The organism is Streptomyces sp. NBC_00224, assembly GCF_041435195.1.
Lineage (GTDB): Bacteria > Actinomycetota > Actinomycetes > Streptomycetales > Streptomycetaceae > Streptomyces.
On sequence record NZ_CP108106.1, the window covers coordinates 1424063 to 1449880 of the forward strand.

A 25818-nucleotide genomic window follows, 5' to 3' on the forward strand; every position below is an offset into this window, starting at 1 on the left:
GCCCGCTTCCGCAGCCGGGGAATCCCCAGGGTGCCCCGAACGCCGACCGGAGCGCAGCCCTCTCCTTCGCCGCGCAACCGGATTTGGCTCAACATCGGCGCTCGGCCGACCCCGTGGATCGCTCGTATACAGCGCTTTCCCCAAGGGGGCACTTGCCAGCAGCACGATTTTTTAACAGGCCATGGCTTGTTCATTGACGCGAACTGAACTTCGAAAGCTGGCCAAATTCATGCGGCCGTGCACATGACACCTGACAGGGTGAACCCCGTAATCCAAGGGGTTTTGACCCTCCGTCGGGGACACGCCCGGGAGGATGATCCTCTTGACCCGCCGACTTACCCTCATGCAGGGTTGCTGTTCCGAGGAAGGCTGCGCCCCGTCACGGCACTGCCGGCTCTCACCAAAGTTCCGCCCCCGCAGCGGCATTTCGGCGATGCATTCCTCGCTTCCGTCCCCATGCAAATTCCGCTCACTCGGTGGGCGGATCGCACACGCCTGCCCAACGGCTTCCCAGCGAGGGCCCGCGGGTTCTTTCTGCGTGCCGAGAATTTCAAAGACGCCTAATGAGGGTTGGTGCCATGTCTGTCCAGGAGGACACCAGTAGCCCGCTGACCGGAGCCCAGCAGGGACTCTGGTTCGCCCAGCGGCTCGACCCCGCGAACGCCGCCTACAACACCGCCGAGTACGTGGAGATCCACGGGCCCGTGGACACCGCGCTGTTCGAGACCGCGCTGCGCCGCACCGTCGGCGAGGCGCAGACCTTCGCGCTGCGGTTCACCGACACCGCCGACGGCCCCCGCTCCGCGCCGGCCGCGGGTGACGACTGGCCGCTGCGACTGGTGGACGTCAGCGGCGAGGCGGACCCGCGCGCGGCGGCCGAGGCATGGATACGCGCCGACATGGCGACGGCGGCCGACCTCTCCGAGGGGCCGCTGTTCACCCACGCCCTCTTCACCGTGGCCCCCGACCGCTTCTTCTGGTTCCTGCGGGCCCACCACATCCTCCTCGACGGCTACAGCTACAAGCTGGTCGCCCGGCGCCTGTCCGAGGTCTACGCGGCGCTCGCGGCCGGCCGCGAGGTGCCCGAGAGCACCTTCGCCCCGGTGAGCCGACTGCTCGACGAGGAGACGGCCTACCGGGCCTCGGACCGCTTCGTACGCGACCGCGCCTACTGGACCGGCCGGTTCGCCGACTCCCCCGGCGCCACCGGACTCACCGAGGCCGTCGCACCGCCCGCCGCCTCCTTCCTGCGCCGGACGTCCCTGCTCTCCGCGGCCGACACCGAGCGGCTGTCCACCGCGGCCGCGCGCCTGGGCGGAGCGCGCAACGACCTCGTCGTCGCGGCCGTCGCCGCCTATCTGCACCGGGTCACCGCACAGCACGACATCGTGCTCGGTCTGCCCACCATGAGCCGGCTCGGCTCCACCGCCCTGCGCACGCCCGGCACCGCGTCCAACATCCTGCCGCTGCGCCTCGCCGTCACCCCCGCCACCACGGCCGGTGAGCTGGTCGGGGCCGTCGCCGCGGAGTTACGCGACGTCCGCAGGCACCAGCAGTACCGGGCCGAGGACCTGCGCCGCGACCTCAAACTCATCGGCGGGGCACGGCGGTTGTACGGGCCGGTCGTCAACCTCGTCCCGTTCGACGAGGAGCCGCCCTTCGGCGGCCACCGCACCACCTCGCACCACCTGTCCGGCGGCGCCGTCGAGGACCTCCAGATCAGCGTGCGGCCCGGCGCGGGCGGCGAAGGGCTGTGGATCGCCTTCGACGCCAACCCGGCCCTGTACACCGAGGCCGAACTGGAGGACCACCAGCAGCGGTTGCTGCTCCTGCTCGACCAGCTCGCCGAGGCCGACGCCACCCTGCCGCTCGCCCGCACGAGCCTGCTGCACCCCGGCGAGACACCGTCGTACGCCCCCGCCGAGGCCGCGCGCACCGCGCCCGACGCCGTCCTGCCCACCCGTTTCGAGGCCCAGGCCGCCCGCACCCCGCACGCCGTCGCCGTCACGTACGAGGGCGCCTCGCTGACCTACGCGGAGCTCAACGCCCGCGCCAACCGGATCGCCCGACTGCTGGTCGAGCGCGGCGCGGGACCGGGCAGGGTGGTTGCCCTGGCGCTGCCCCGCTCACTGGAGCTCGTCGTCTCCCTGCTCGCCGTGGTCAAGTCCGGCGCCGCGTATCTGCCGCTGGACCCCGGCTACCCGGCCGAGCGCATCCGCGCGGTGGCCGCCGACGCCTCGCCCGCGCTGCTCGTCACCGACGCGGCCACCGCTGCGACGCTTCCCGAGACCGGCGCCGCCGCCGTGGCCGTCGGGGACCCGGCCGTCGAGCGCGACCTGGCCGCGCGCCCGGACACCGACCTCACCGACGCCGACCGCCCCGCGCCGCTCACCCCGGGCGACCCCGCGTACATCATCCACACCTCGGGCTCCACCGGGCGCCCCAAGGGCGTGGTCATCCCGCACTCCAACGTCGTGCGGCTCTTCGAGACGTCCGCCGCGCACTTCGCCTTCGGCCCGGACGACGTGTGGACGCTCTTCCACTCGTACGCCTTCGACTTCTCCGTCTGGGAGTTCTGGGGGCCGCTGCTGCACGGCGGCCGGCTCGTCGTCGTCCCGTACGACACCAGCCGCTCCCCGCGCGACTTCCTGCGGCTGCTGCGGCGCGAGGGCGTCACCGTCCTCAACCAGACGCCCTCCGCCTTCCAGCAGCTCGTCCAGGCCGACCAGGAGGCCGGTGACGAGGACGGCCCACTCGCCCTGCGGTACGTGGTGTTCGGCGGCGAGGCCCTGGAGCCCGCGCATCTGCGCCCCTGGCTGGAGCGGCACGGCGACGAGTCGCCCGCCCTCGTCAACATGTACGGCATCACCGAGACCACCGTGCACGTCACCCACCAGCGCGTCACCCGCGAGCTGATCGAGGACCCGCGCGCCCGCAGCGTCATCGGCACCGCGCTCCCGGACCTTCGGGTGTACGTCCTCGACCACTGCCTCCAGCCGGTTCCGCCCGGTCGGGTGGGCGAGATGTACGTGGCGGGCCCCGGTCTCGCCCTCGGCTACCTCGACCGCCCCGAGCTGACCGCCGAGCGGTTCGTCGCCGACCCCTTCGGCGCGCCCGGCGAGCGGATGTACCGCACCGGCGACCTGGCCCGGCGCGCGGCCGACGGCACCCTGGAGTACGCGGGCCGCTCCGACCAGCAGGTGAAGATCCGCGGCTTCCGGATCGAGCCCGGCGAGATCGAGGCCGCGCTCGTCGGCCACCCGGGCGTGGCCCGGGCCGCCGTGGTGACCCGGGAGACGGAGGGAGCGGCCGACCGGATCCTCGTGGCGTACGCGGTCCCCGCCCCCGGATCGCGTCCGGAACCGGCCGAACTGCGTCGCCATCTGGCCGAGTCGCTGCCCGAGCACATGGTGCCCAGCGCGTGCGTGGTCCTGGACGCGCTGCCCCTGACGGCCAACGGCAAGCTGGACGGCAAGGCCCTGCCCGCCCCCGACTTCGCCGCCGCGGCCACCGGCCGCGCCCCGGCCACCGGGTCCCAGGCGCTGGTGTGCCGCCTCTACGAGGAGCTGCTGCGGCTGCCGGAGGGGACGGTCGGCGCCGACGACAACTTCTTCGACCTCGGCGGGCACTCGCTGCTCGCCACCCGGCTGATGACCCGGCTTCGCGCGGCCACCGGCGCCGAGGTGTCGATGGCCGTCTTCTTCGCCCTGCCGACCCCGGCGGCGCTCGCCACCCACGTCACGTCCGACGGCGGACGACCGGCCCGGCCGACGCTGGTCCGGGCCGAGCGGCCGGACCCGGTGCCGCTCTCCGCCACCCAGCAGAGCATGTGGTTCCTCAACCAGCTGGACGGGGCGGCCGCCACGTACAACATTCCGCTGGTGGTCCCGCTGGAGCGGGAGATCGACGTGGACGCCCTGCGGGCGGCCCTGGCCGATGTCGCCGACCGGCACGAGAGCCTGCGCACCCTGCTCCCGGAGACCGGCGGCACACCCCGCCAGGAGATAGCCGCGCCGGGCACCCTGCGGCCCGTGCTGCACGTCGTCGACTGCCCCGCGCAGGAGGTCGAGGCGCATGTCGCCCTGGCGCGCGGGCACCGCTTCGACCTCACCCGGCACCAGCCGCTGTGGGCCGGTCTGTACGGGACGGGAGCCGCGCGGACGCTGGTGATCGTCCTGCACCACAGCGCGGCCGACGGCTGGTCGCTGCGCCCGCTGGCCGAGGACCTGTCCGCCGCGTACGCGGCCCGCGCCGAGGGCCGCGACCCGGGCTGGGACGAACTGCCGGTCCAGTACGCCGACTACACCCTGTGGCAGCGCGAGTTGCTGGCAGGCGCCACCGGCCTGGCAGACCGTCAGCTGGCCTTCTGGAAGGACGCGCTCGACGGCCTTCCGGTGGAGATCCCGCTGCCCGCCGACCGCCCCCGCCCCCAGGCCCCGGGCCGCCGCGGCGGCCATCTGACCCTCGACGTCTCCGCCGACCTGCACCGCGCCCTGCTGCGCCTCGGAGACGAGAGCGGCGCGAGCCTGTTCATGGTGCTGCAGAGCGCCCTGGCCGCCCTGCTCACCCGCTGGGGCGCGGGCACGGACATCCCCGTCGGCACCCCCGTGGCCGGGCGCGCAGACGAGGCGCTCGACGACCTGATCGGCCTGATGGCCAACTCGCTGGTCCTGCGCACCGACACCTCGGGCGACCCCGAGTTCCGTGAACTGCTCGCCCGCGTACGGGACTTCGACCTGGCCGCCTACGACCACCAGGACCTGCCCTTCGACCGGCTCGTGGAGGAGCTCAACCCGGCCCGCACCCCGGCCCGCCACCCGCTCTTCCAGGTCATGCTCGCCCTGCAGAACAACACCGAGGCCGTGCTGCGGCTCGGCGGAAACGAGGCGCCGCTGCGGCCCAGCGCCACCGGCACCGCCAAGTTCGACCTCTTCGTGGACGTGGTGGAGCACCGCGGGCAGGACGGCGCCGGGGACGGCCTCGCCTGCCACATCGAGTACGCCGCCGACCTGTTCGACCACGCGACCGTGGAGCGCGCCGCGCTCGCCCTGCACGCCCTGCTGGCCGCCGTGGCGGACGATCCCGGTCTGCACCTCGGCGCCCTGCCCGCGCCCGAGCCCGCCGTCCGGGGCGAGGCGGCTTCGGATGCGCTGTTCGACGGCGCGGACCTGGAGCGCGAGCTCCTCGCCCGGGGCGATCTGCGCGACGCCGTGGCCCTGGCGGGCGCGGACGGGCGGCCGACCGTGTTCGCCGTGCCCACCCGGGCCGCCGCGACCGAGCAGGCGGCCCGCGCCCTGCGGCGCACCGACTCCGAGCCCGCTCCCCGGATCACCGCCGTCAGCGACCTGCCGAGGAACCCCGACGGCACCCTGGACACCGCGGCGCTCGGCCAACTGCCCGTCATCGACACCGAGACCGCCGAGCAGTGGGAGCGCGGCCTGGCCCAGCTGCCGGGCATCCGCTCGGCGACCGTGGCCCTGGAGGAAGTCACCGAGCAGATCGGCCGGTTGTACATCGGCTCGTCCTCCTCGCGCACGGACGCACCCGCGCACAGCTCCGACGCCGGCGCAGGCAAGGCCGTGCCCGCACTGAGCGAGGGGCCCGAGCTGCCCGAGCCGACGGTGGGCAGTTGGGCCGAGGCGCTGCGGCGGGCGGCCGAGGGCGGCCCGCACGCCGAGGTCGTCCACGTCCGCGCCGACGGCACCGAGACGCGGCGCGGCTACGCCTCGCTGATCGAGGAGGCCTCCCGCGTCCTGGGCGGCCTGCGCGAGCTCGGGCTGCGCCCCGGAGACCAGGTGATCCTCCAGTGCGAGGACACCGAGGACTTCCTCGCCACCCTGTGGGGCTGTGTCCTGGGCGGCTTCGTCACCGTGCCGCTGACCGTCCCCGTCTCGTACGCGACGACGTCGGCGCCCCTGACCAAGCTGGAGGGGGTGTGGGAGATGCTGCACCGCCCCTGGATCATCACCTCCGCGTCCGGCGAGGCGGGCCTGCGCGACCTCGCGCGGCGGCGGGAGTGGCCCGGTCTGCGGCTGACCACGACCGACGCGCTGCGCGCGGGAACCCTCGACGAGGACTGGCACCCCTCGCAACCCGACGACGTGGTGCTGATGCTGCTGACCTCGGGAAGCACCGGGCTGCCCAAGGCGGTCCGGCTCAGCCACCGCAACGTCCTGACCCGGGCGGCGGCCACCGCCTCCCTCAACTCGCTGACCGAGCACGACGTCTCGGTCAACTGGATCCCGCTCGACCACGTCACCGGTGTGGTCATGTTCCATCTGCGCGACGTCTATCTGGGCTGCCGCCAGGTGCACGCGCCGACCTCCTGGATCCTGGAGGACCCGCTGCGCTGGGTGGACCTGGCGCACCGGCACCGGGCCAGTGTCACCTGGGCGCCCAACTTCGCGTTCGGCCTGGTCAGTGAGCAGGCGCACCGGATGGCCGGGCGGCCCTGGGACCTGTCTCCCATGCGTCTGGTGATGAACGCGGGCGAAGTGGTGGTCGCCGCGACCGCGCGGCGCTTCCTGGAGGTACTGAAGCCCTTCGGGCTGCCGCAGGACGTCATGCACCCGTGCTGGGGCATGTCCGAGACCTCCTCGGTGGTCACCGACACCGTGCTCGCGGCCGAGCCGCAGCCCGGCGAGGAGACGTTCGTCAGCTGCGGGCTGCCCTACCCGGGCTTCGCCATGCGGATCGTGGACGACCAGGACCGTATCGTCGCCGAGGGCACCGCGGGCCGGCTCCAGGTGCGCGGCACCACCGTGACCTCCGCCTACCACGACAACCCGAAGGCGAACGCCGAGTCGTTCACCCCCGAGGGCTGGTTCGAGACCGGCGACCTGGCCTTCCTGCGCTCCGGCGAGCTCTACATCACCGGCCGCGCCAAGGACGTCATCATCGTCAACGGCGTCAACCACTACAGCCATGAGATCGAGTCCTGCGTCGAGGAACTCCCCTTCGTCGTACGGAGTTTCACCGCGGCCTGCGCGGTGCGCACCGACCCCGCGGCGGGCACCGACGAGCTCGCGCTCTTCTTCCACGTGGAGGAGGGCACGGACGTCACCCAGGCGCTGCGCGCCGTCCGCGGCAAGGTCACCCGGGAGATCGGCATCAGCCCGGCGCACCTGATGCCGGTCGAGGCGGCCGTGATCCCCAAGACGGAGATCGGGAAGATCCAGCGCACCCAGCTGCGCAAGCGGTTCGAGGCGGGCGAGTTCGACTCGGCCGCCCAGGCGTCGGAGATCCTGCTCGGCAGCACCGCGACCGTGCCGGACTGGTTCCTGCGCCCGGTGTGGCAGCGCGCCGAGCGCGTCCACGCCCCGGCCGTGCCCGGCGGGCACACCCTGGTGCTTGCCGGGCGCCACGCACCGGCCGCCGAGGTGGCCGACGCGGTCGCGGAGCGGCTGCGCGTACGGGGCGGGCGGTGCACGGTGGTCACCGCCGGGCCGGAGTTCGCCCGGCTCGACGCCGCCGCCTACCGGGTGCGCGTCGACGCGGCCGAGGACTACGGACGCCTGCTGGACGGGCTCGCGGCGGACGACCGGCCCGTGGACACCGTCCTGCACCTGGGCACGCTCGGCGTGGAAGGCGGCGAACCGGGGAGCGTGGGCGAGCTGTTGGAGGCTCAGCGCGACGGCGCCGACTCCCTGCTCTGCCTCGCCCAGGCCCTGACGGCCCGTCACACCTCGGGTCGCCGGGTCGCCGTCCACTTCGTCGGCGTGGAGGCTCAGGCGGTGCGCGCGGGTGAACGCCCCTCCTACGCGCACGGCGCCGTCGGCGGTCTCCTCAAGAGCCTGCGCGAGGAGCTGCCCTGGCTGAGCACCGTCCAGCTGGACCTGGCGGCCGGAGGCAGCCCGCACGAGACCGCCGAACTGCTGCTCGCCGAGGCCGCCGCGCCGGTGGCCGACGCCGAGGTGGCCTTCCGCGACGGGCAGCGCTGGATCCGCCGCCTCGCCCCGCTGCCCGACCCCCTGCCGCGCACGCCGGTGCCCGTCGCCGAGGGGTTCCGCCTCGTCAGCGGCGGCCTCGGCGGAGTGGCCGGGCGGCTGGCGGAGCACCTGCTCAGGACGCCGGGCACCCGGCTCCTCCTGGTCGGGCGCACCCAACTGCCCGACGAGGACAGCTGGGACAAGCACCTCGCCGAGGGCGGGCCGCTCGCCCGCCGGATCGAGACGTACCGGACCCTGCGCGAGCAGGGCGACGTGCGGTACGCGAGCGCCGACATCACCGACCTGGACGCGCTGCGCGCCGTCGTCGACGAGGCGTCCGCCGCCTGGTCCGCCCCGCTGGCCGGGGTGGTGCACCTCGCGGGCCGCTTCGAGCAGCGGGCGGTGGCCGATCTGGGCCTGGACGAGTGGCGGGCGGCGCTGGCCGCCAAGGTCACCGGCGGCTGGGCACTGCACCGGCTCGCCCAGGAGCACGCGGCCCGCTCGTTCGTCTCGTTCTCCTCGGTCAACGGCTACTTCGGCGGCTCCATGAGCAGCTCCTACGCCGCCGCCAACGCCTTCCTCGACGCCCTCGCCGCCCATCAGCGCGGCGCCGGCCTGGACGCGCAGAGCCTGGCCTGGAGCATGTGGGACGAGCTCGGCATGAGCGAGGGGTACGGCCTCAAGTCGCTGACGGAGGCACGCGGTTACCGCGTCCTGGACGCCTCCGCCGCACTGCGCTCCTTCGACCTGGCCCGCACCCTGGACGAGCCGCACCTGCTGATCGGCACCGACCGGGCCATGCCCTGGGTGCGCGGGCACGTCCGGGCAGCGCTGCGCCCGGTGCACCGCCTCGCGGGCCGGGTGGTCCTGGAGGACGACGCCGACCTCGGCGCCCTGTACACGGCGGCCGGGAAGTCCGCCGAGGCGGCCGGGGCCACCGGCAACTGGGTGCTGCGCGCGGCCGGTTCGTCGACGGCCGAGGCGGCCGGAGGAGCCTCCGACGACTCCGCCGAGGGGCTGCGCCGACTGGAGAAGATCCTCAGCGCCATCTGGTGCCGCGTCCTGGAGCGCGACCGGGTCGGCGTCGAGGAGAACTTCTTCGACCTCGGCGGCCACTCGCTGCTCCTGGTCCGCGCCCAGGGCGCGGTCAACGAGGAACTCGGCTGCGAGCTGAGCGTGGTGGACCTGTTCAGCCACCCCAGCGTCCGGGCGCTGGCCCGCCACCTCACCGACATCGGCGCCGGCGGCGCTCCCGCCGACCCCGTGCCCGCCACGGCGCCGGACAGCGCCCCGTCCGCCGGTCTCGACCGCGTACGGCAGCGGGCCGAGCGCCAGCGCGCCGCGCGGGCGGCCCGCCGCCCCGCCCCGAACACCCCGCACACCGAGCACGAAGGACCCCGTAACGATGGATGAGACAGACCGGCCGGAGTACGGGCCCGACACGGCGATCGCGGTCGTCGGCATGGCGGCGCGCCTCCCCGGCGCCGACACGGTCGAGGAGTTCTGGGAGAACCTGGCGGCGGGCCGGGAGTCGATCCGGCCCATCACCGACGAGGAGTTCCTGGCGGCGGGCGGCGACCCCGACGGTCTGGCCGACCCCGACCTGGTGCGGATGGCCTCGGTGGTCGAGGGCATCGACCGGTTCGACTCCGCCTTCTTCGGCTACAGCCCGGCCGAGGCCGAGGTCATCGATCCGCAGCAGCGCCTGCTCCTGGAGTGCGCCTACCACGCCCTGGAGGAGGCGGGATACGCCGACGGGCACGGCGACCTCCAGGTCGGCGTGTACGCGGGAGCGGGCGACAGCCGCTACTACCCCGGGCACGTCCACCCCCGCTTCGCCGGACAGAGCGCCTCGGTCGCCCTGGTCCACGCGGCCACCAGCAACTCGCTGGGCACCCTGGCCACCCGGATCTCGTACGAACTGGGCCTGACCGGGCCCAGCCTCTCGCTCCAGACGGCGTGTTCCACCGCGCTCGTCGGGATCCACACCGCCTGCCAGGACCTGATCGACTACCGGTGCGACGTCGCGCTCGCCGGGGCCGCCTCCCTCAACCCGTCGGCGCTGCTGGGCTATCGGCACGTGCCCGACGGGCCGTTCTCGCCGGACGGCCGCTGCCGGGCGTTCGCCGCCGACGCGGCGGGCACCTCCTCGGGCGACGGCGTCGGCATGGTGGTCCTCAAGCGCCTGGCGGACGCCCTCGCCGACGGCGACCGCGTCCGCGCGGTGATCCGGGGCTCGGCCATCAACAACGACGGCCGCCGCAAGGTCGGTTTCACCGCCCCCAGCACCGAGGGCCAGACGGAGGCGATCCTCGCCGCCCAGGTGGCCGCGGGCGTCGACGCCGACTCCATCGGCTATGTGGAGGCCCACGGCACCGCCACCCGCATCGGCGACCCCATCGAAGTGGCCGCCCTGACCCGGGCATTCCGCGAGAGCAGTGACCGCGAGCAGTTCTGCGCCCTGGGGTCGGTCAAGAGCAACATCGGCCACCTGGGCGCCGCCGCCGGGATCGCCGGGTTCATCAAGATCGTGCTGGCTCTGGAGCACCGGCAGATACCGCCGACCCTCCACTTCGAGCAGCCCAACCCGCTGATCGACTTCGCGGCGAGCCCGTTCCGGGTGCCGACCGCCCTTGAAGAGTGGGACTCCGGCTCCGCGCCGCGCCGGGCCGCCGTCAGCGCGTTCGGGGTCGGCGGCACCAACGCCCATGTGATCGTGGAGGAGGCCCCGCCCGCGCCGCCCGCACCGGCTCCCCGCAAGGAGGAGAACCCGCGCTGGCACGTGCTGCCGCTCTCCGCCCGCACCCCCGGCGCGCTGCGCGGACAGGCCGAGAGCCTCGGGCGCCACCTCACCGAACACCCCGAGCTCGATCTGACGGACGTCGCCCACACCCTGCGCACCGACCGTCCCGCCATGCCCCACCGGGCGGCGGTGGCGGCGCAGAGCGCCGAGCAGGCCGCGCGGATCCTGCTGCACCCGCTCCAGGCACCCGCCGAGGTGCGCGGCGAGGACGCCCCGCCGGTCGCGTTCCTGCTGCCCGGCGGCGGCACCCAGTACATCGGCATGGGCGCCGGGCTCTACCGCGATCTGCCGGTCTACCGGGACGCCGTCGACCGCTGTGCCGCGATCCTGCGGCCGGTGACCGGCCGCGATCTGCGCACCGCGCTGTACGAGCACTCCGAACCCGGCGGCGTCGACGCCTTCCTGGCCCTGGTGGTCACCGAATACGCCCTGGCCACCGCGCTGATGGAGCACGGCGTACGGCCCGCCGCCTTCATCGGGCACTCGCTGGGCGAGTACACCGCGGCCACACTGGCCGGGGTGATGACGCCGGAGGAGATGCTGCCGCTGGTCGCGGAGCGGATCCGGCTGATCGCCTCGGCCGGGGGCGCCACCGTGGGCGTGGCTCTCGGCGAGGAGGCCCTGCGCGGCTACCTCACCGACGACTTGTCGCTGGCGGCCGTCAACGGCCCGGCCGCCTGTACGGTCGCGGGGCGCCAGGACGCGGTGGCGGCCCTGGAGGCGCGGCTGCTCGCGGACGAGGTCGCCTTCCGCCGGCTGCGGTTGCCGGCGGCCGCGCACTCCCACGTCCTGGACCCGATCCTGCCCGCCTTCGCGGACGTGCTGCGGACCATGACACTGCGGGCGCCGACCATCCCGTACATCACCAATGTCACCGGCACCTGGGTCACCGACGAGCAGGCGACGAGCGTCGAGCACTGGCTCGACCACACCCGCCGCACCGTCCGGTTCGCGGACGGCATCGCCTCGCTCTGGCAGCACGGCAACCCGCTGTTCGTCGAGATCGGCCCCGGCGACAGCCTCGCCAAGCTGGCCGGGGCGCGGCTGGGGGACGCACCGGTGGCCACGGTCCCCACCATGCGCCACGCCAAGGCCGCCACCCCCGACGGACAGGTCTTCGCGGAGGCACTCGGCCGGCTGTGGAGCGCGGGCGTGCCCGCCGACATCACCGGCCCGGACGACGCGCGCGAGCCGTGCCGAGTGCCACTGCCGGGGTACGCCTTCGAGCGGCGCCGCCACTGGATCGAGGCGCCCGGCGCCAGGCCGACCGCCGGTACGGACGACGAGGCGGCGCCGGGGAGCGGCTCCGGCCGGGCACCCCGCCCCTACCTCACGACCGAGTACGCCGCGCCCCGGACCCCGCGGGAGCGCGCCGTGGCCGGGCACTGGGAGGAGGCCCTGGGCATCGAGGGCATCGGCATCCACGACAACTACTTCGACCTGGGCGGCGACTCGATGCGCGCCGTGATCCTCGCGGGCCGGATGCGCACCGAGGGCGTCCTGGACGTCCCGGCCGCCGCGTTCCTGTCGGCGCCCACCGTCGCGGGGCTCGTCGCGCTGGCCGGGCGCGGCGGCGCGGCCGGGCGGGACGCGTTCGCCCCGCTGCTGCCGCTGCGCGCCGACGGCGACCAGCGCCCGCTGTTCTGTGTGCACCCCGGCGCGGGCATCGCCTGGCGCTACACCGGTCTGCTGCCCCACCTCGGGGCCCGCCAGCCGGTCTACGGCCTCCAGGCCCACGGCCTGGACGGCACCCGGGAACCGGCCGCCGACGCCAAGGACATGGTCGACTCCTATCTCGCCCATCTGCGCGAGGTGCAGCCGGAGGGCCCGTACCGGCTGATGGGCTGGTCCTACGGCGGGTTCGTCGCCCACGCGATGGCCACCGCGCTGCAACGGCAGGGCGAGGAGGTCGAGTTGCTGGCCATGCTGGATGCCCCGCTGACCCAGGACGAGGCCGCCGACCCGGCCGCGACCGAGCGCCAGGTGGCGTCCCTGCTGGTGCGCGTCGCGGGCCTGGAGATGCCCGACGGCGGGGCGAGGGACGTCGACGAGGTGGTCCGGCTGATCGGCGAGGACGGCGCGGAGCGGGGGCCCTCGCCGGTGACCCGCGAGGAAGCGCTCGCGATCGCCCGGGTGATGCGCAACAACCTCGCCATCGCCGGCGAGTTCGCCCCCGAGGTGTTCCGCGGCGACGTGCTCTTCTTCAGCGCCACCGAGGACGCCCCCGCCTCCGCCGAACCGGCCGACCTGTCGCTGGCGACCGGAAAGGCCGACAGCTGGCGCCCGTACGTCGGCGGCGTCCTCACCGACCACGCCGTGCCCTGCGGCCACTACGAGATGACCGAGCCGGAGCCGGTGGCCCGCATCGGCGCGGTGCTCGCCGCCGCCCTGCGGCCCGCCGCCGGATGACCACCCCAACGCCGCGCCGCACACCCGACCGTGCGGCGCACCGCGGCCCCGGCCGCGCAGCAACGAAGGGAACAACCGTGCCAAGTCCGTTCGAGCCCCGCGGCGAGGACGAGCCGTCGCACCTGGTGCTCGTCAACGCGGCGGGAGAGCACTCCCTGTGGCCCGCCTTCGCCGCCGTACCGGCCGGATGGGACGCCACCGGACCCGCCGCCGCCCACCGTGCCTGCCTCGCCCGCCTGGCGCGGGCCGACCGCCACCCGTCCCCCGAGACACCCTCAGGAGCCACCACGTGACCCAGGACCTGTACGAACTCGGTGACGCGCCGCCGCTGGGCGAGGCGCCCAAGCGCATGTACGCCTCGCTCATCCGGCCCGAGCGCTACGGGCAGCCCATCGACGCCTTCCGTACCGAGGTCGTGGACGTGCCCCCGGTCGGGCCCGGCCAGGTCCTCATCAAGGTGATGGCGGCGGGCGTCAACTACAACAACGTATGGGCCTCGCTCGGCGACCCCGTCGACGTCATAGCCGCCCGGCAGAAGCGCGGCGCCGTCGAGGACTTCCACATCGGCGGCTCCGACGCGTCCGGCATCGTGTGGGCGGTCGGCGAGGGTGTGCGGCTCAAGCCCGGCGACGAGATCGTGCTGCTCGCCAGTGTGTGGGACGAGAGCGCCGAGGACATCCGGCTCGGCGCCGACCCCTGCACCTCGTCCTCGCAGAGCGTGTGGGGGTACGAGGAGAACTACGGGTCGTTCGCCCAGTTCGCCGTCGTCGACGAGTACCAGTGCCACCCCAAGCCCAAGCGGCTCTCCTGGGCGGCGGCCGCCTGCTACATGGCGACCGCCGCCACCGCCTACCGGCAGCTCTTCGGCTGGGAGCCGCACACCGTGCGCCCCGGTGACGTGGTGCTGATCTGGGGCGGGGCGGGCGGCCTGGGCTGTATGGCGATCCAGTTGGTGCGGCAGCGCGGCGGCATCCCCATCGCGGTGGTGTCCAGCGACGAACGCGGCGAGTACTGCGTGGAGTTGGGCGCCAAGGGCTACATCAACCGCCGCGACTTCGACCACTGGGGCCGGCTGCCCGACACCTCCGACGACGAGGCGATGGCCCGGTGGCTCAAGGGCGCCCGCGCCTTCGGCCGCCGCTTCTGGGAGGTCCTCGGTGAGCGCCGGGCCCCCAGGATCGTCCTGGAGCACTCCGGCGCCGACACCATCCCGACCTCCATGTACCTGTGCGACAACGCGGGCATGGTCGTCATCTGCGGCGGCACCACCGGCTACAACGGCGATGTGGACCTGCGCTTCCTGTGGATGCGCCAGAAGCGGCTGCAGGGCTCCCACGTATCCAACGCCCGCGAGGCCCGCGAGGTGACCACGCTCATCGACCAGGGCCTGCTGGACCCGTGCCTGTCGCTCACCCTCGGCTTCGAGGAGATCGGCAAGGCCCACCAGCTGATCCACGACAACCAGCACCCGGCGGGCAACATGGCGGTTCTGGTCAACGCGAAGGCATAGCAGGGCAGTTGGGGCTGGTCGGCGGCGCCGATCAGCCCCTTCTCACCCGTCGATCACGGCCCAGCTGAACACACCGGATCCGGCGATGCGCACTCCTACGTCGATGACGTGCCCGGGCAGCTGCCTCGGCCAGGCACGGAAGCCTCCCGGAACCAGGCGGGTTCCGATGCCCAGCAGGGTCGCGGGCGCGTCCGCGCCCAGTGCCGCGCTGAACGCCTTGAACGCCGCCTCCTTGGCCGAGAAGGCGGCCAGCAGACGGCTCTCGGTGTCGACGCCGGTCCGCTCGTCGGGGCCGAGCACGATGTGGGCGCTGTCCAGCGGGAGGCCGCGCAGTTCGAGGTCGCAGCCCAGTGCGTGGGCACCCGGCGCGACCAGGGCGACGGCCAGACCGCCGGAGTGGCTGATCGAGCCCGCGAAACCGCACGGAAACAGCGGCCGTCGGCCGGCACGCGGGATCTCCCCGGCCGGGCCGCCCGCCTCGGCCAGCGCCCGCCGGGCCGCACAGCGTCCGGCCAGGAAGTCACGGCGGCGCGGAGGCGGCATCGCGGCGGCGGACTCCCACTCCCCGGGCCCGGCCGGGCGCGCCCGCGGGTCGTCGGCGCGGGCCAGTCCCAGAGAAAGTCCCCGGGCGCGCAGGACGGGGCGCAGCAGAAGCACCGCGTGTTCGGCGCCTGCCCGGCCGGACACGGGGTCCGGCCGGGTGGCGCGGGCGCCCGATGCCCGGTCCGCCGCCCCGCCGCGCGTCAGCGCGTCACGCACGCAGCAGCTTCTTGATGATCTTCCCGGCCGGGTTGCGGGGAACCTGGTCGATGAACTCGATGCGCCGGGGGCGCTTGTACGAGGCCAGGCGCTGTGCCAGATGGGCCTGCAACTCGACCGTGCCAGTGCCCTCTTCGACGACCACGTACGCCAGCGGGACCTCGCCGAAGTCCTCGTCCGGGACCCCGACGACCGCCGCGTCGCGCACCGCCGGGTGGGCCTGGAGCGCGCGCTCGATCTCCGAGGGGTAGACGTTCTGACCGGCCCGGATGATCAGGTCCTTGCTGCGGTCGATCAGCCGGATGAGGCCGTCCCGGTCGATGAATCCGAGGTCGCCGGTGCGGATCCAGCCGTCGACGGTGATCTCGGCCGTGGCGGCCTCGTCGCCCCAGTAGCCGCGCATCAGGCCAGGACCGCGTACGCAGATCTCCCCGATGGCGCCGGGCTCGACCTCCTCGCCCCGGGTGTCCAGGGCGCGTGCCGACATTCCGGGGATGACCCGGCCGGCCGGAATCACCTCGGGCACCGCGCCGGGTGCCGGGTGCTCGTCGGGGCCGAGCGTGACGAACGGGCCGCCGACCTCGGTCATCCCGTACACCTGCCGGAATCCGCAGCCGAGCCGTTCGACGGCCTCGGCGTAGATGTCCGGCGGCATGGGCGCGGCCCCGTACAGGATCTCGCGCAGGGTCGAAAGGTCCGCGGTGTCGGCGGACTTGGCGCGCAGCAGGAAGCGCAGCATCTGCGGGACGAGCCAGACGTGGGTGGCGCGGTGGGTCTCGATGGCGGCCAGCGCGGTCTGCGGTTTGAAGCCGGGCATCAGGACCACGGTCGCGCCCGCGGCCATATAGGTCAGCGAGACGACCATGCTGCCGTGGTAGAGCGGGCAGCAGTTGACCAGCACCATGTCGTCGGCGGGCCGGGCCACGGCGAGCCAGCCGAGCGCGATGGCCCGGAAGGAGGCGTGGTCGACGGTGACGCCCTTGGCCTGGCCGGTCGTCGCCGAGGTGTGCAGGATCGCCGCGGGAGCGTCGTCCGGGATGTCGTCGAGCGCCGGTCCGCCCTCGGCGCCGAGCGCGGCGAACGCGTCGTCGTCCAGGCAGATGCGGGTGCTCACCGGCAGATCGGGGTGGCGGGCCAGCAGCGCGGCCTCGCCGATCACGGCGGCGGCGCCGGTGCGTTCGACGATCCCGGTCACCTCGGCCGGGGTCAGACTGTGGTTGAGCGGGACGAAGAGCGCCCCGATGCGGGCGAGCGCGAAGTACGACTCCAGGACCTCGATACGGTCCAGGGAGAGCACGGCGACGCGGTCACCGCGCCGGATGCCGAGCCCGGCGAGCCCGTGGGCGAGGCTGACGCCGCGGTCGTGGAACTGGGCCCAGGTGACGGAGCGGTGCTCGTCCACCAGGGCCGTCCGGTCCGGGAAGCACTGGCGGTTGCGCTCCGCCAACTGGGTCAGCCACATCAGGCGGCGCCCTGCTGCGGGGTGGCGGCGTCGCGGCCCGCGATGAACCTCTCGTAGTCCGCGATGGTGGTCAGGCCCTCCATGTCCTCGGCCGTCACCTCGACGCCGGTGCGCTGCTCGATGAGCAGGATGAGGCGGACCAGGTCCCCGGAGTCGATCCCGCTGGCGCTGAGGTCCTCGTCGTCGCCGATGACCTCGGCGAACTCCGGCGTCCCGGTCAGCTCGACCAGCATCGTCCTGATGGTGCTCATGGTGTACCCCTCTCGTTGCACTGACTACCGAAGAGAGAGGCGCACTTCCCCCCGCACACTCCCCGGCCCCCGCGTGACCTTCGTCACGGGTCCACGGTGTGCGCGCAGGGATTGAACGCCCCAGGTCAGACCTCTTCATCTGTGAAGGCACCGCCACCGCGGCGGTCCTGGACGAAGGGGTGATCGACGGCGTGGAGCAGCTCAACGCGCACTTCGAGGCGCTGCTCGCGGCCGGGGAGCAGATCGAGCCCCGGGACTGGATGCCCGACGGCTACCGACGGATGCTGATCCGGCAGATCTCCCAGCACGCGCACTCCGAGATCATCGGTATGCAGCCCGAGGGCTCCTGGCTCACCCGGGCCCCCTCGCTCCACCGCAAGGCCAGTCTGCTGGCCAAGGTGCAGGACGAGGCGGGCCACGGGCTCTACCTCTACTCGGCGGCGGAGACCCTAGGAATGTCGCGCGCCGAGCTCCTCGACGCGCTGCACCGCGGCCATCAGCGCTATGCGGCCACCTTCAACCACCCCGCCCTGACCTGGGCCGACACCGGAGCCATCGCCTGGCTCACGGACGGCGCGGCCGTCGTCAACCAGGCGCCGCTGTGCCACACCTCGTACGGTCCGTACGCCCGGGCGATGCGCCGGGTGTGCCAGGAGGAGGCGTTCCACGTCCGCCAGGGCTACGACGTGCTGTGGTCGCTGTGCCAGGGGACGCCCGCGCAGAAGGAGATGGCGCAGGACGCCGTCAACCGCTGGTGGCTGCCCGCGGTGGCGCTGATGTTCGGCCCGCCGGACACCGTGGCGGGCGGTGCGGACGACCGCACCGCGGCCATGGGCGCCGCCGTCTCCCAGCGTTCGATGGCCTGGGGCATCAAGCGCCACACCAACGACGAGCTGCGCCAGCGGTTCGTCGACAACTGTGTGCCGCAGGCGGAGCGGATGGGGGTGACCCTGCCCGACCCGGCGATCCGCTGGAACGAGGAGCGGGGGCACTACGACTTCAGCCCGATCGACTGGCAGTTGTTCCGCGGCGCGCTCGGCGACGGTTCGCAGTGCGCGCGCCAGCGGCTCGCCCACCGGGTGGCGGCGCACGAGGACGGCGCCTGGGTGCGCGAGGCGGTCGACGCCTACGCGGCGCAACTGGCCGACGACGACCGCGAGTTCGCGGCGCAGGACGACGAGGGAAGGCGCGTGTCATGAGCGAGCGGTCCGCACGGGTGCTGACGCCGTGGGAGGTGTTCATCCGGCCCCGGCGCGGCCTGGCCCACCAGCACGTGGGCTCGGTCCACGGGGCCGACGCCGACATGGCGCTGGCCAACGCCCGGGATCTGTACACCCGTCGGGGCGAGACGGTCTCGGTGTGGGTGGTGCGCTCCGACTCGGTGCACGCCGCCTCACCGAGCGAGAAGGACCCGTTCTTCAGCAACGCCGCCCACAAGCCGTACCGGTACCCCGAGCACTACATCCCGTTGAACGAGGAAAGCGGCCATGACGGCTGAGCGCACTGGTGAAGACACGGATCTCGCCGAGTACGTCCTGCGGCTCGGCGACGACGCGCTGGTGCTGTGCCAGCGGCTGTGCGCCCTGGTGACCCGGGCGCCCACCATCGAGGAGGACCTGGCGCTCTCCAACATCGCGCTCGACCTGCTCGGCCACGCCCGCACCCTGCTCGCGTACAGCGGCCGGCTCGACGGCACCGGCCGCGGCGAGGACGAGCTGGCCTACCACCGCACCGAGCGCCAGTTCCGCAACGCGCTCCTGGTGGAGCTGCCGTCCGGCGACTTCGCGGTGACGATCGCCCGCCAGCTGGTGTACGCGCACTACAGCAGGCTGCTGTGGACCGCGCTGGAGAAGTCCTCCGACGACACCCTCGCGGCGTTCGGCGCGCGGGCGGCCAGGGAGGTCGAGTACCACCAGATGCACGCCGACCAGTGGACCGTCCGCCTGGGCCGGGGCACCGCCGAGAGCCGCCGCCGGATGCAGGCCGGACTCGACCTGGTCTGGCCGTACGCGGCCGAACTCTTCGCGCCGGACGCCCTGGTGGACCGGCTGGACACGCAGGGGAGCGCGATCGCCCCGGCGCGGCTGCGCGAGGAGTGGGAGCGGGAGGTCACCGCCGTCCTCGACGAGGCACGCCTCGCGGTGCCGAGCCCCGCGTGGCAGGCGACGGGCGGCCGGGACGGGCTGCACACCGAGGCGTTCGCGCCGCTGCTCGCCGAGTTCCGGTCGGTACGCCTCCAGTACCCGGGAGGCACCTGGTGAGCGCCGCCCGGCTGGACGCCGCCGAGGTGCGGGCTCGGGTGAACACCGTGCCCGACCCCGAACTCCCGATGATCTCGCTGGCCGATCTGGGGGTCATCCGCGCGGTGGAGGCGGCCGACGACGGCGCCCTGGAGGTCGTCATCACCCCGACGTTCCTTGGCTGCCCGGCGATGCCCGCGATCGAGGCCGGCATCCGGGCCGTGCTCACCGAGAGCGGCCACCCCGACGCACGGGTGCGGCAGGTGCTCTCGCCCGCCTGGACCACCGACTGGATCACCGCCGAGGGCCGCCGCAAGCTCTCCGAGCACGGCATCGTGCCGCCGGGTCCCGCCCGGGCGCCCCTGTCGGTCCGGGTCGGTCTGGGCGTGCCCTGCCCGCACTGCGGCTCGGTGGCGACCCGGCCGCAGAGCCCGTTCGGGGCGACCCGCTGCCAAGCCGTCCTGGTGTGCACCTCGTGCCAGGAGACCTTCGCGCATCTGAAGGCGATGTGACGCACCATCATGACGACAGCGACGACTAGCGGCGCCGCCGCTCCCCCGGCAGCGCCCCGACGGGCGACCGGCTGGTACCGGCTGCCGGTGACCGCCGTGGAGCGGGTCGGCGACGAGTCGGTGGCGATCAGCCTCGCCGTGCCGGGCCCACTCGCGGACACCTTCGCGCACCGGGCCGGCCAGCACGTGGTCGTACGGCACCGGCCCGAGGGGCGCGAGCTGCGCCGCAGCTACTCGGTCTGTCTGCCGCCCCGGGACCCGGCGGGGCTGCGTCTGGTGGTCAAGCGCCTGGGCGCGGACGGCTTCGCCGAGTACGCCACCACCGAGCTCGCCCCCGGCGACACCCTCGAACTCGGCCCGCCCACCGGCGACTTCCGCCTGGCGGACGTGCCCGGCGCGCACCACGTCCTGGTGGCGGGCGGCAGCGGCATCACGCCCCTGCTGAGCATGGCGGCGGCCGCCTTGCGGGAGGACCCCCGGTGCCGGGTCTCGCTCGTCTACGCCAACCGCAGCGCCCAGTCGGTGCTCCTCGCGGACGAGCTGACCGACCTCAAGGACGCCCACGTCGGCCGGTTCTTCGCCCTGCACGTGCTCTCCCGCGAGCAGCGCGAGAGCGAGTTGCTGTCCGGCCGGGTCGACGCGGCCCGGCTGCCCAAGCTGCTGGCGCTGCTCGGCGCCGAGCCGGACGAGCGCACGCACTTCTACCTGTGCGGGCCATGGGGACTGGTGGAGACCGTCCGGGAGGCGCTCACGCGGTGGGGCGCGGACGAGGCGCGGGTGCGCTTCGAGCTCTTCTCCACCGGCGGAGGGCTGCCGCCCGCGCCGCCCCCGGAGCCGCTGGGCCGCACCGGTCTGATCTCCGCCCGCCTGGACGGCCGCACCACCGAGACGGTGATGAAGCCCGAGGACCGCGTGGTGCTCGACGCGGTGCTGCGTGCCCGGCCGGAGACCCCGTACTCCTGTCGCGACGGCCTGTGCGGCAGCTGCCGCGCCAAGGTGGTCCGGGGCAGCGCGGTGATGGACCGTCAGTACGCCCTGGGCCCGGCGGAGCTGGCCGCGGGCTACACCCTGCCGTGCCGGGCGCGCCCGGAGTCGGACGAGATCGCGCTCGACTTCGACGCCTGAGCGTCCGCTCCGCCGCCCGAACAGCCGCGCCCAGCCCATGGATTGCGCACCCGACCGCCCCAAGACCGCAGCGACGACCGCGCGGTCCCCCGAGATCACAGGAGTGTGGAGAATGACCAGTACGGGCAGGCTGAGCGACCGGACGGCCCTGGTGACCGGCGGCAGCCGGGGAATCGGCCGGGCGATCTCGCTCCGGCTCGCCGCCGAGGGCGCCTTGGTGGCCGTCCACTACGGACACCGCACCGAGGCGGCCGAGGAGGCCGTCGCCGAGATCGAGGCGGCGGGCGGCCGGGCGTTCGCGCTGCGCGCCGAGCTCGGCGTGCCGGGCGACGCCGAGGCGCTGTGGACCGCCTTCGACAAGGGGCTGTCCGAGTACGGCGCCCGGCCCGGCCTGGACATCCTCGTCAACAACGCCGGGATCACCCTGCCGAAGCGGATCGGTGACGTCAGCGAGGAGGAGTACGACCGGCTCTTCGCCATCAACGTCAAGGCTCCCTTCTTCGTCATCCAGCAGGGGCTCGGCCGGCTGCGCGACGGCGGCCGCATCATCAACATCTCCTCCGGCGTCACCCGGATCGCCATGCCGAACATCTCCGCGTACTCGATGACCAAGGGCGCCCTGGACACCCTCACCCTCGCCCTCGCCCCGGAGCTGGGCACCCGGGGGATCACCGTGAACGCGGTGGCGCCCGGCTTCACGTACACGGAGATCAACCCGACCCTGAAGGTGCCGGAGGTGCTCAACGCGTACGCGGCCACCTCCGTGTTCAACCGGATCGGCCGCCCGTCGGACATCGCCGACGTGGTCGCGTTCGTGGCGAGTGACGACGCGCGCTGGGTCACCGGCCAGTGGCTGGACGCGACCGGGGGCGCGCACATCGGAATGCCGGTCTGACCACCCGGCCCCGCCCCACGACCTACGGAGACCCATGACCGAGCAGACCAGCGCCCTCGCCACGCCCCCGGCCGCCGACGAGGCGCCCCAGGTGCAGTTCGAGGGGACGACGCCGTACGAGGACTACGTCCACGCCTCGCTGCTTTCCACCCTCCAGCGGCCGCTCTCCAACGACCCCGGTGAGATGGCGTTCATCGTCACCACCCAGGTGATGGAGCTGTGGTTCACCCTCATCGTCTACGAGTGGCGCACGGCCCGGGACGCGTTACTCAAGGACGACCTGGAGCAGGCCCTGGACGCGCTGCGCCGCAGCCGACGCTCGCACCAGGCGCTCAACGACTCCTGGACGCCGCTGGCCGCGCTGACCCCGGCCCAGTTCAACGGGTTCCGCGCGGCGTTCGGCGAGGCCTCCGGGTTCCAGTCGGCGATGTACCGGCACATGGAGTTCCTGCTCGCCGACAAGTCCCGCTCCATGGTGCAGGCGCACCGGGGCCACCCGGCCGTCTACGCCGAGCTGGAGGAGGCACTGGCCGAGCCGTCGCTCTACGACGAGGTGCTGCGCTTCCTGTACCGCCGCGGCCTGCCCGTGCCGGAGCACATCGTGGAGCGGGACGTGACCGAGGCGTACCAGCCGGACTCCTGGGTCGAGGAGGTCTGGCGGCAGATCTACGCCGGGCCGCAGGACGACCCGCTGGTGCGGCTCGGCGAGGAGCTCACCGAGGTCGCCGAGCTGGTGCTGCGCTGGCGCAGCGACCATCTGCTCGCCACCCGCCGGGCGATGGGCGCCAAGGCGGGCAGCGGCGGCTCCCCGGGCGTGGCGTGGCTGGAGAAGCGCGCCCACCGGTCCGTGTTCCCCGAGCTCTGGACGGCGCGCAGCTATGTCTAGGACCCCTTCCGCGTTCGCGGCCGAGGAGGAGCGCCGGGTGCTGAGCATCCGCCCGGTGCTGGCCCCCGTGCACCGCAAGTACGGCTCGCACCCGCACCAGGTGTACGACCTGTGGCCGGCCGAGGACCCCGAAGCGCCGCTGGTGATGCTGCTGCACGGCGGCTACTGGCGCTACGACCGGATGCATCTGACCCCCTTCGCGGCCCATCTCGCACAGCAGGGCTTCACCACGATCCTGCCGGGCTTCCGCAGGTCGGGCGGGGCGGGCGGCTACCCCGCCACCTTCGACGACATCGCCCTGGCCGTCGACACGATCCCGCAGGGGCGGCCCTTCGTCCTGGCGGGCCACTGCTCCGGCGGCCACCTCGCCCTGTGGGCCGGGGCGCGCGGGCTGCTGCCCGAGAGCTCGCCCTGGTACACCACCCGGCTGCCCACGGCGATCCTGGGACTTGCCCCGCTCACCGACCTGGCGGCCACCATCCGCGACGACCTCAGCGACGGCGCGGGCCTGCAGCTGCTGGGCGGCGCCGACCAGGTCGAGGCGAGGCTCCCGCTGGTCGACCCGCTGACGCTGCTGCGCGGCAAGGGCACGACGGGGGTGCGCACGGTGGTGCTGCACGGGGCGGCGGACGAAGAGGTGCCGCTGGGGCAGTTCACGGACTACGTCGCGGTGCATACGGATGCCGAGCATGTCGTGCTGCCGGGGACCGGGCATTACACGCTGATCGAGCCCGGGTCGGAGGCATCGCTTGCGGTGATCGAGACGATCAGGCGTCTGGGGCGCGGCTAGCGACGGGCCGTTACTCGTCTGCGGGCCGTCGTGGGCTGGTCGCGCAGTTCCCCGCGCCCCTGAGGGCACCCGGGGCCGAGGGACTTCCAGGAGTCCCCTTGCAGCCTTCACAAGCCGGAGACTCGGGGGTGCACAAGCGTTTACCCTAGGCGGGGGTGAACGCTTGTGCACCCCCTCTCCGAACAGCCTCTGGAGCAGCATGACCGCGGCGACAGCCACCCCCGCCCACGACCCCCGCACCCGCTTCGTCGTGCCCGTCCTGGCCTTCTGCGGTGTGGTCGTCGCCGTGATGCAGACGCTGGTCGTGCCACTGCTGCCGCACATCCCGGCCCTCACCGGCAGCACACCGGGCGCCGCGGGCTGGCTCGTCACCATCACACTGCTGACCGGCGCGGTCTTCACCCCGGTCCTCGGCCGCGTCGGCGACATGTACGGCAAGCGGCGCGTCCTGCTCGCCTCGCTCGGCGTGCTGACCGCCGGGTCCGTCCTGTGCGCCGCCACCTCCGACATCGGCGTACTGATCGCGGGCCGGGCGCTCCAGGGCGCCGCCCTCGCCGTCATCCCGCTCGGCATCAGCATCATCCGCGACGAACTGCCGCCCGCCCGTGTGCTGCCGTCCATAGCGCTGATGAGCTCCACGCTCGGCATCGGCGCCGCCGTGGGCCTCCCGGTGGCGGCCCTGGTCGTGGAGAACTTCGACTGGCACGCCATGTTCTGGGCGTCGGCGGCCCTCGGCCTGCTCGATCTGCTCCTGGTGCTCTGGATCGTGCCGGAGTCCCCGGTGCGCACCCCCGGCCGCTTCGACGTACTCGGCACCCTCGGCCTCACCGCCGCCCTGGTCGGCCTGCTGCTCGCGATCACCCAGGGCGCCGACTGGGGCTGGACCTCGGCGCGCACCCTCGGCCTGCTCGCCGGGTCACTGGTGGTGGCCCTCGTCTGGGGCCACTACGAGCTGCGTACCGAATCCCCGATGGTCGACCTGCGCGTCTCGGCACGGCCCGCGGTCCTGCTCACCAACCTCGCCGCCCTCTTCATCGGATTCGCCTTCTACGCCAACTCGCTGGTGACCGCCCAGATGGTGCAGGAGCCGAAGACGACCGGGTACGGCCTGGGCGCCTCCCTCGTGGTGAGCGGTCTGTGCATGCTGCCCGGCGGCCTCTCGATGGTCGCCCTGTCGCCGGTGTCGGCCAAGATATCCGCGAAGTACGGCCCCAGGACGGCCCTCGCCCTGGCCGCCTGCGTCATGGCGGTGGGCTACGTCGTACGGTTCTTCACCAGCCACAGCCTCTGGCTGATCGTGGCCGGCGCCACCGTGGTCTCCGCCGGCACCGCCATCGCGTACTCGGCGCTCCCGGCCCTCGTCATGCAGGGCGTCCCGGTGAGCGAGACCGGCGCCGCGAACGGCCTCAACACCCTGATGCGCTCAGTGGGCCAGGCGTGTTGCAGCGCCGTGGTCACCGCGGTCCTGGCGAATGTCACGTTCGTGGCGGCGGGCCGCACCGCCCCCACCCTCCACGCGTATCTGCTGATCTTCCTCATCGCGGCGGGCGCCGCGCTCGCGGCCCTGGTGGCGACGGCGTTCCTGCCCGCGCGGCGGCCGGAGCGCACCAAGGCGGCCGAGCCCGGTACGGTCGGAGAGTCGACATCGGTGCCCGCGGCCCAGGAGGGCAGATGACCACCGCCGAGCACACCGGCGCCACCGCCCCCGAGCAGGGCACCGGCCGCGACGCCATCCTGCGCGCCGCACGCCGCGCCTTCGCCCTGCGCGCCTACGCCGAGGTGACCATGCGGGGCATCGCGGCCGACGCGGGGGTCAGCCCGTCCCTCATCGTGAAGCGGTTCGGCAGCAAGGAGCAGCTGTTCCACACGGTCGCCGACTTCCAGCCCGTGGCCGATGAGCTGTTCGCGGCGCCGCCCGCCGAGCTCGGGCGGCACCTGGTGCTCACGATGCTGCGGCTGCGCGACGAGTTCCGCGGCGACCCGCTGCTGCGCGTCGTCTTCTCGCTCGGCCGGGACGACGAGCGCACGCTGCTGCGCGACCGCTTCCGCGAGCAGGTCACCGCGCGGCTGTCCAGGCTGCTGCCCGGGCCCGACGGGGAGTTGCGGGCCGAGTTGATCGCGGGGCAGTTGCTGGGACTGGGCGCGACCCTGAGCCTGCATCGGCCCGGCGCGGGCAACCTCGCCTCGGCCGAGCGTGTTGCCGATCTCTATGCACCGGGCTTGCAGCGGCTGATAGACGGGGACTAGG

Annotated in this window: 17 protein-coding genes; 14 read left to right on the plus strand and 3 right to left on the minus strand. The window is 73.7% G+C overall.

Annotation, left to right across the window (positions count from 1 at the left end):
- The first annotated feature begins 578 nt into the window (after positions 1-578).
- From OG965_RS06385 to ccrA, 4 genes are all read left to right on the plus strand, one after another.
- Positions 579-9341, plus strand: a complete 8763-nt coding sequence (locus OG965_RS06385) for an amino acid adenylation domain-containing protein (RefSeq protein ID WP_371650017.1) — start codon at positions 579-581, stop codon at positions 9339-9341.
- Positions 9334-13140: a type I polyketide synthase gene (locus tag OG965_RS06390; protein WP_371650019.1), complete on the plus strand. Its 3807-nt coding sequence runs from the start codon at positions 9334-9336 to the stop codon at positions 13138-13140. Before OG965_RS06385 ends, OG965_RS06390 begins: the two co-directional genes overlap by 8 nt.
- Before the next feature lie 77 nt (positions 13141-13217).
- Positions 13218-13433, plus strand: a complete 216-nt coding sequence (locus OG965_RS06395) for an MbtH family protein (RefSeq protein ID WP_371650021.1) — start codon at positions 13218-13220, stop codon at positions 13431-13433.
- Between the two features lie 56 nt (positions 13434-13489).
- A complete protein-coding gene (gene ccrA, locus OG965_RS06400; protein WP_371656859.1) occupies positions 13490-14650 on the plus strand; it encodes a crotonyl-CoA carboxylase/reductase in 1161 nt (386 codons plus the stop codon).
- Between the two features lie 42 nt (positions 14651-14692).
- On the opposite strand, the gene OG965_RS06405 is transcribed toward ccrA, so the two are convergent.
- The 3 genes from OG965_RS06405 to OG965_RS06415 are packed head-to-tail and all read right to left on the minus strand — an operon-like array spanning position 14693 to position 17122.
- Positions 14693-15409: an enterobactin synthetase gene (locus OG965_RS06405; protein ID WP_371650023.1), complete on the minus strand. Its 717-nt coding sequence runs from the start codon at positions 15407-15409 to the stop codon at positions 14693-14695.
- Positions 15402-16871, minus strand: a complete 1470-nt coding sequence (locus OG965_RS06410; protein ID WP_371650026.1) for a class I adenylate-forming enzyme family protein — start codon at positions 16869-16871, stop codon at positions 15402-15404. Before OG965_RS06410 ends, OG965_RS06405 begins: the two co-directional genes overlap by 8 nt.
- Positions 16871-17122, minus strand: a complete 252-nt coding sequence (locus OG965_RS06415) for an acyl carrier protein (RefSeq protein WP_371650028.1) — start codon at positions 17120-17122, stop codon at positions 16871-16873. Before OG965_RS06415 ends, OG965_RS06410 begins: the two co-directional genes overlap by 1 nt.
- Positions 17123-17289: 167 nt before the next feature.
- On the opposite strand from OG965_RS06415, the gene paaA reads away from it, so the two are divergent.
- From paaA to OG965_RS06465, 10 genes are all read left to right on the plus strand, one after another.
- Positions 17290-18321, plus strand: a complete 1032-nt coding sequence (gene paaA / locus OG965_RS06420; protein WP_371656860.1) for a 1,2-phenylacetyl-CoA epoxidase subunit PaaA — start codon at positions 17290-17292, stop codon at positions 18319-18321.
- Entirely contained in the window at positions 18318-18620 is a 303-nt protein-coding gene (paaB, locus tag OG965_RS06425) for a 1,2-phenylacetyl-CoA epoxidase subunit PaaB (RefSeq protein WP_101386676.1), read from the plus strand. Before paaA ends, paaB begins: the two co-directional genes overlap by 4 nt.
- Positions 18610-19383 (plus strand): 1,2-phenylacetyl-CoA epoxidase subunit PaaC, encoded by a 774-nt coding sequence (gene paaC, locus OG965_RS06430; protein WP_371650031.1) that lies wholly within the window; start codon positions 18610-18612, stop codon positions 19381-19383. Before paaB ends, paaC begins: the two co-directional genes overlap by 11 nt.
- Positions 19377-19874 (plus strand): 1,2-phenylacetyl-CoA epoxidase subunit PaaD, encoded by a 498-nt coding sequence (gene paaD, locus OG965_RS06435; protein WP_371656861.1) that lies wholly within the window; start codon positions 19377-19379, stop codon positions 19872-19874. The genes paaC and paaD overlap by 7 nt, the downstream gene beginning before the upstream one ends.
- A gap of 9 nt (positions 19875-19883) precedes the next feature.
- Entirely contained in the window at positions 19884-20999 is a 1116-nt protein-coding gene (locus OG965_RS06440) for a 2Fe-2S iron-sulfur cluster-binding protein (RefSeq protein WP_371650033.1), read from the plus strand.
- Between the two features lie 112 nt (positions 21000-21111).
- A complete protein-coding gene (locus OG965_RS06445; RefSeq protein ID WP_371650035.1) occupies positions 21112-21894 on the plus strand; it encodes an SDR family oxidoreductase in 783 nt (260 codons plus the stop codon).
- Between the two features lie 34 nt (positions 21895-21928).
- Entirely contained in the window at positions 21929-22780 is an 852-nt protein-coding gene (locus OG965_RS06450; RefSeq protein WP_371650037.1) for a tryptophan 2,3-dioxygenase, read from the plus strand.
- A complete protein-coding gene (locus tag OG965_RS06455) occupies positions 22773-23570 on the plus strand; it encodes an alpha/beta hydrolase (RefSeq protein ID WP_371650039.1) in 798 nt (265 codons plus the stop codon). Before OG965_RS06450 ends, OG965_RS06455 begins: the two co-directional genes overlap by 8 nt.
- 199 nt (positions 23571-23769) lie before the next feature.
- Positions 23770-25245: an MFS transporter gene (locus tag OG965_RS06460; RefSeq protein ID WP_371650041.1), complete on the plus strand. Its 1476-nt coding sequence runs from the start codon at positions 23770-23772 to the stop codon at positions 25243-25245.
- Entirely contained in the window at positions 25242-25817 is a 576-nt protein-coding gene (locus tag OG965_RS06465) for a TetR family transcriptional regulator (RefSeq protein ID WP_371650044.1), read from the plus strand. Before OG965_RS06460 ends, OG965_RS06465 begins: the two co-directional genes overlap by 4 nt.
- Position 25818: the final 1 nt, after the last annotated feature.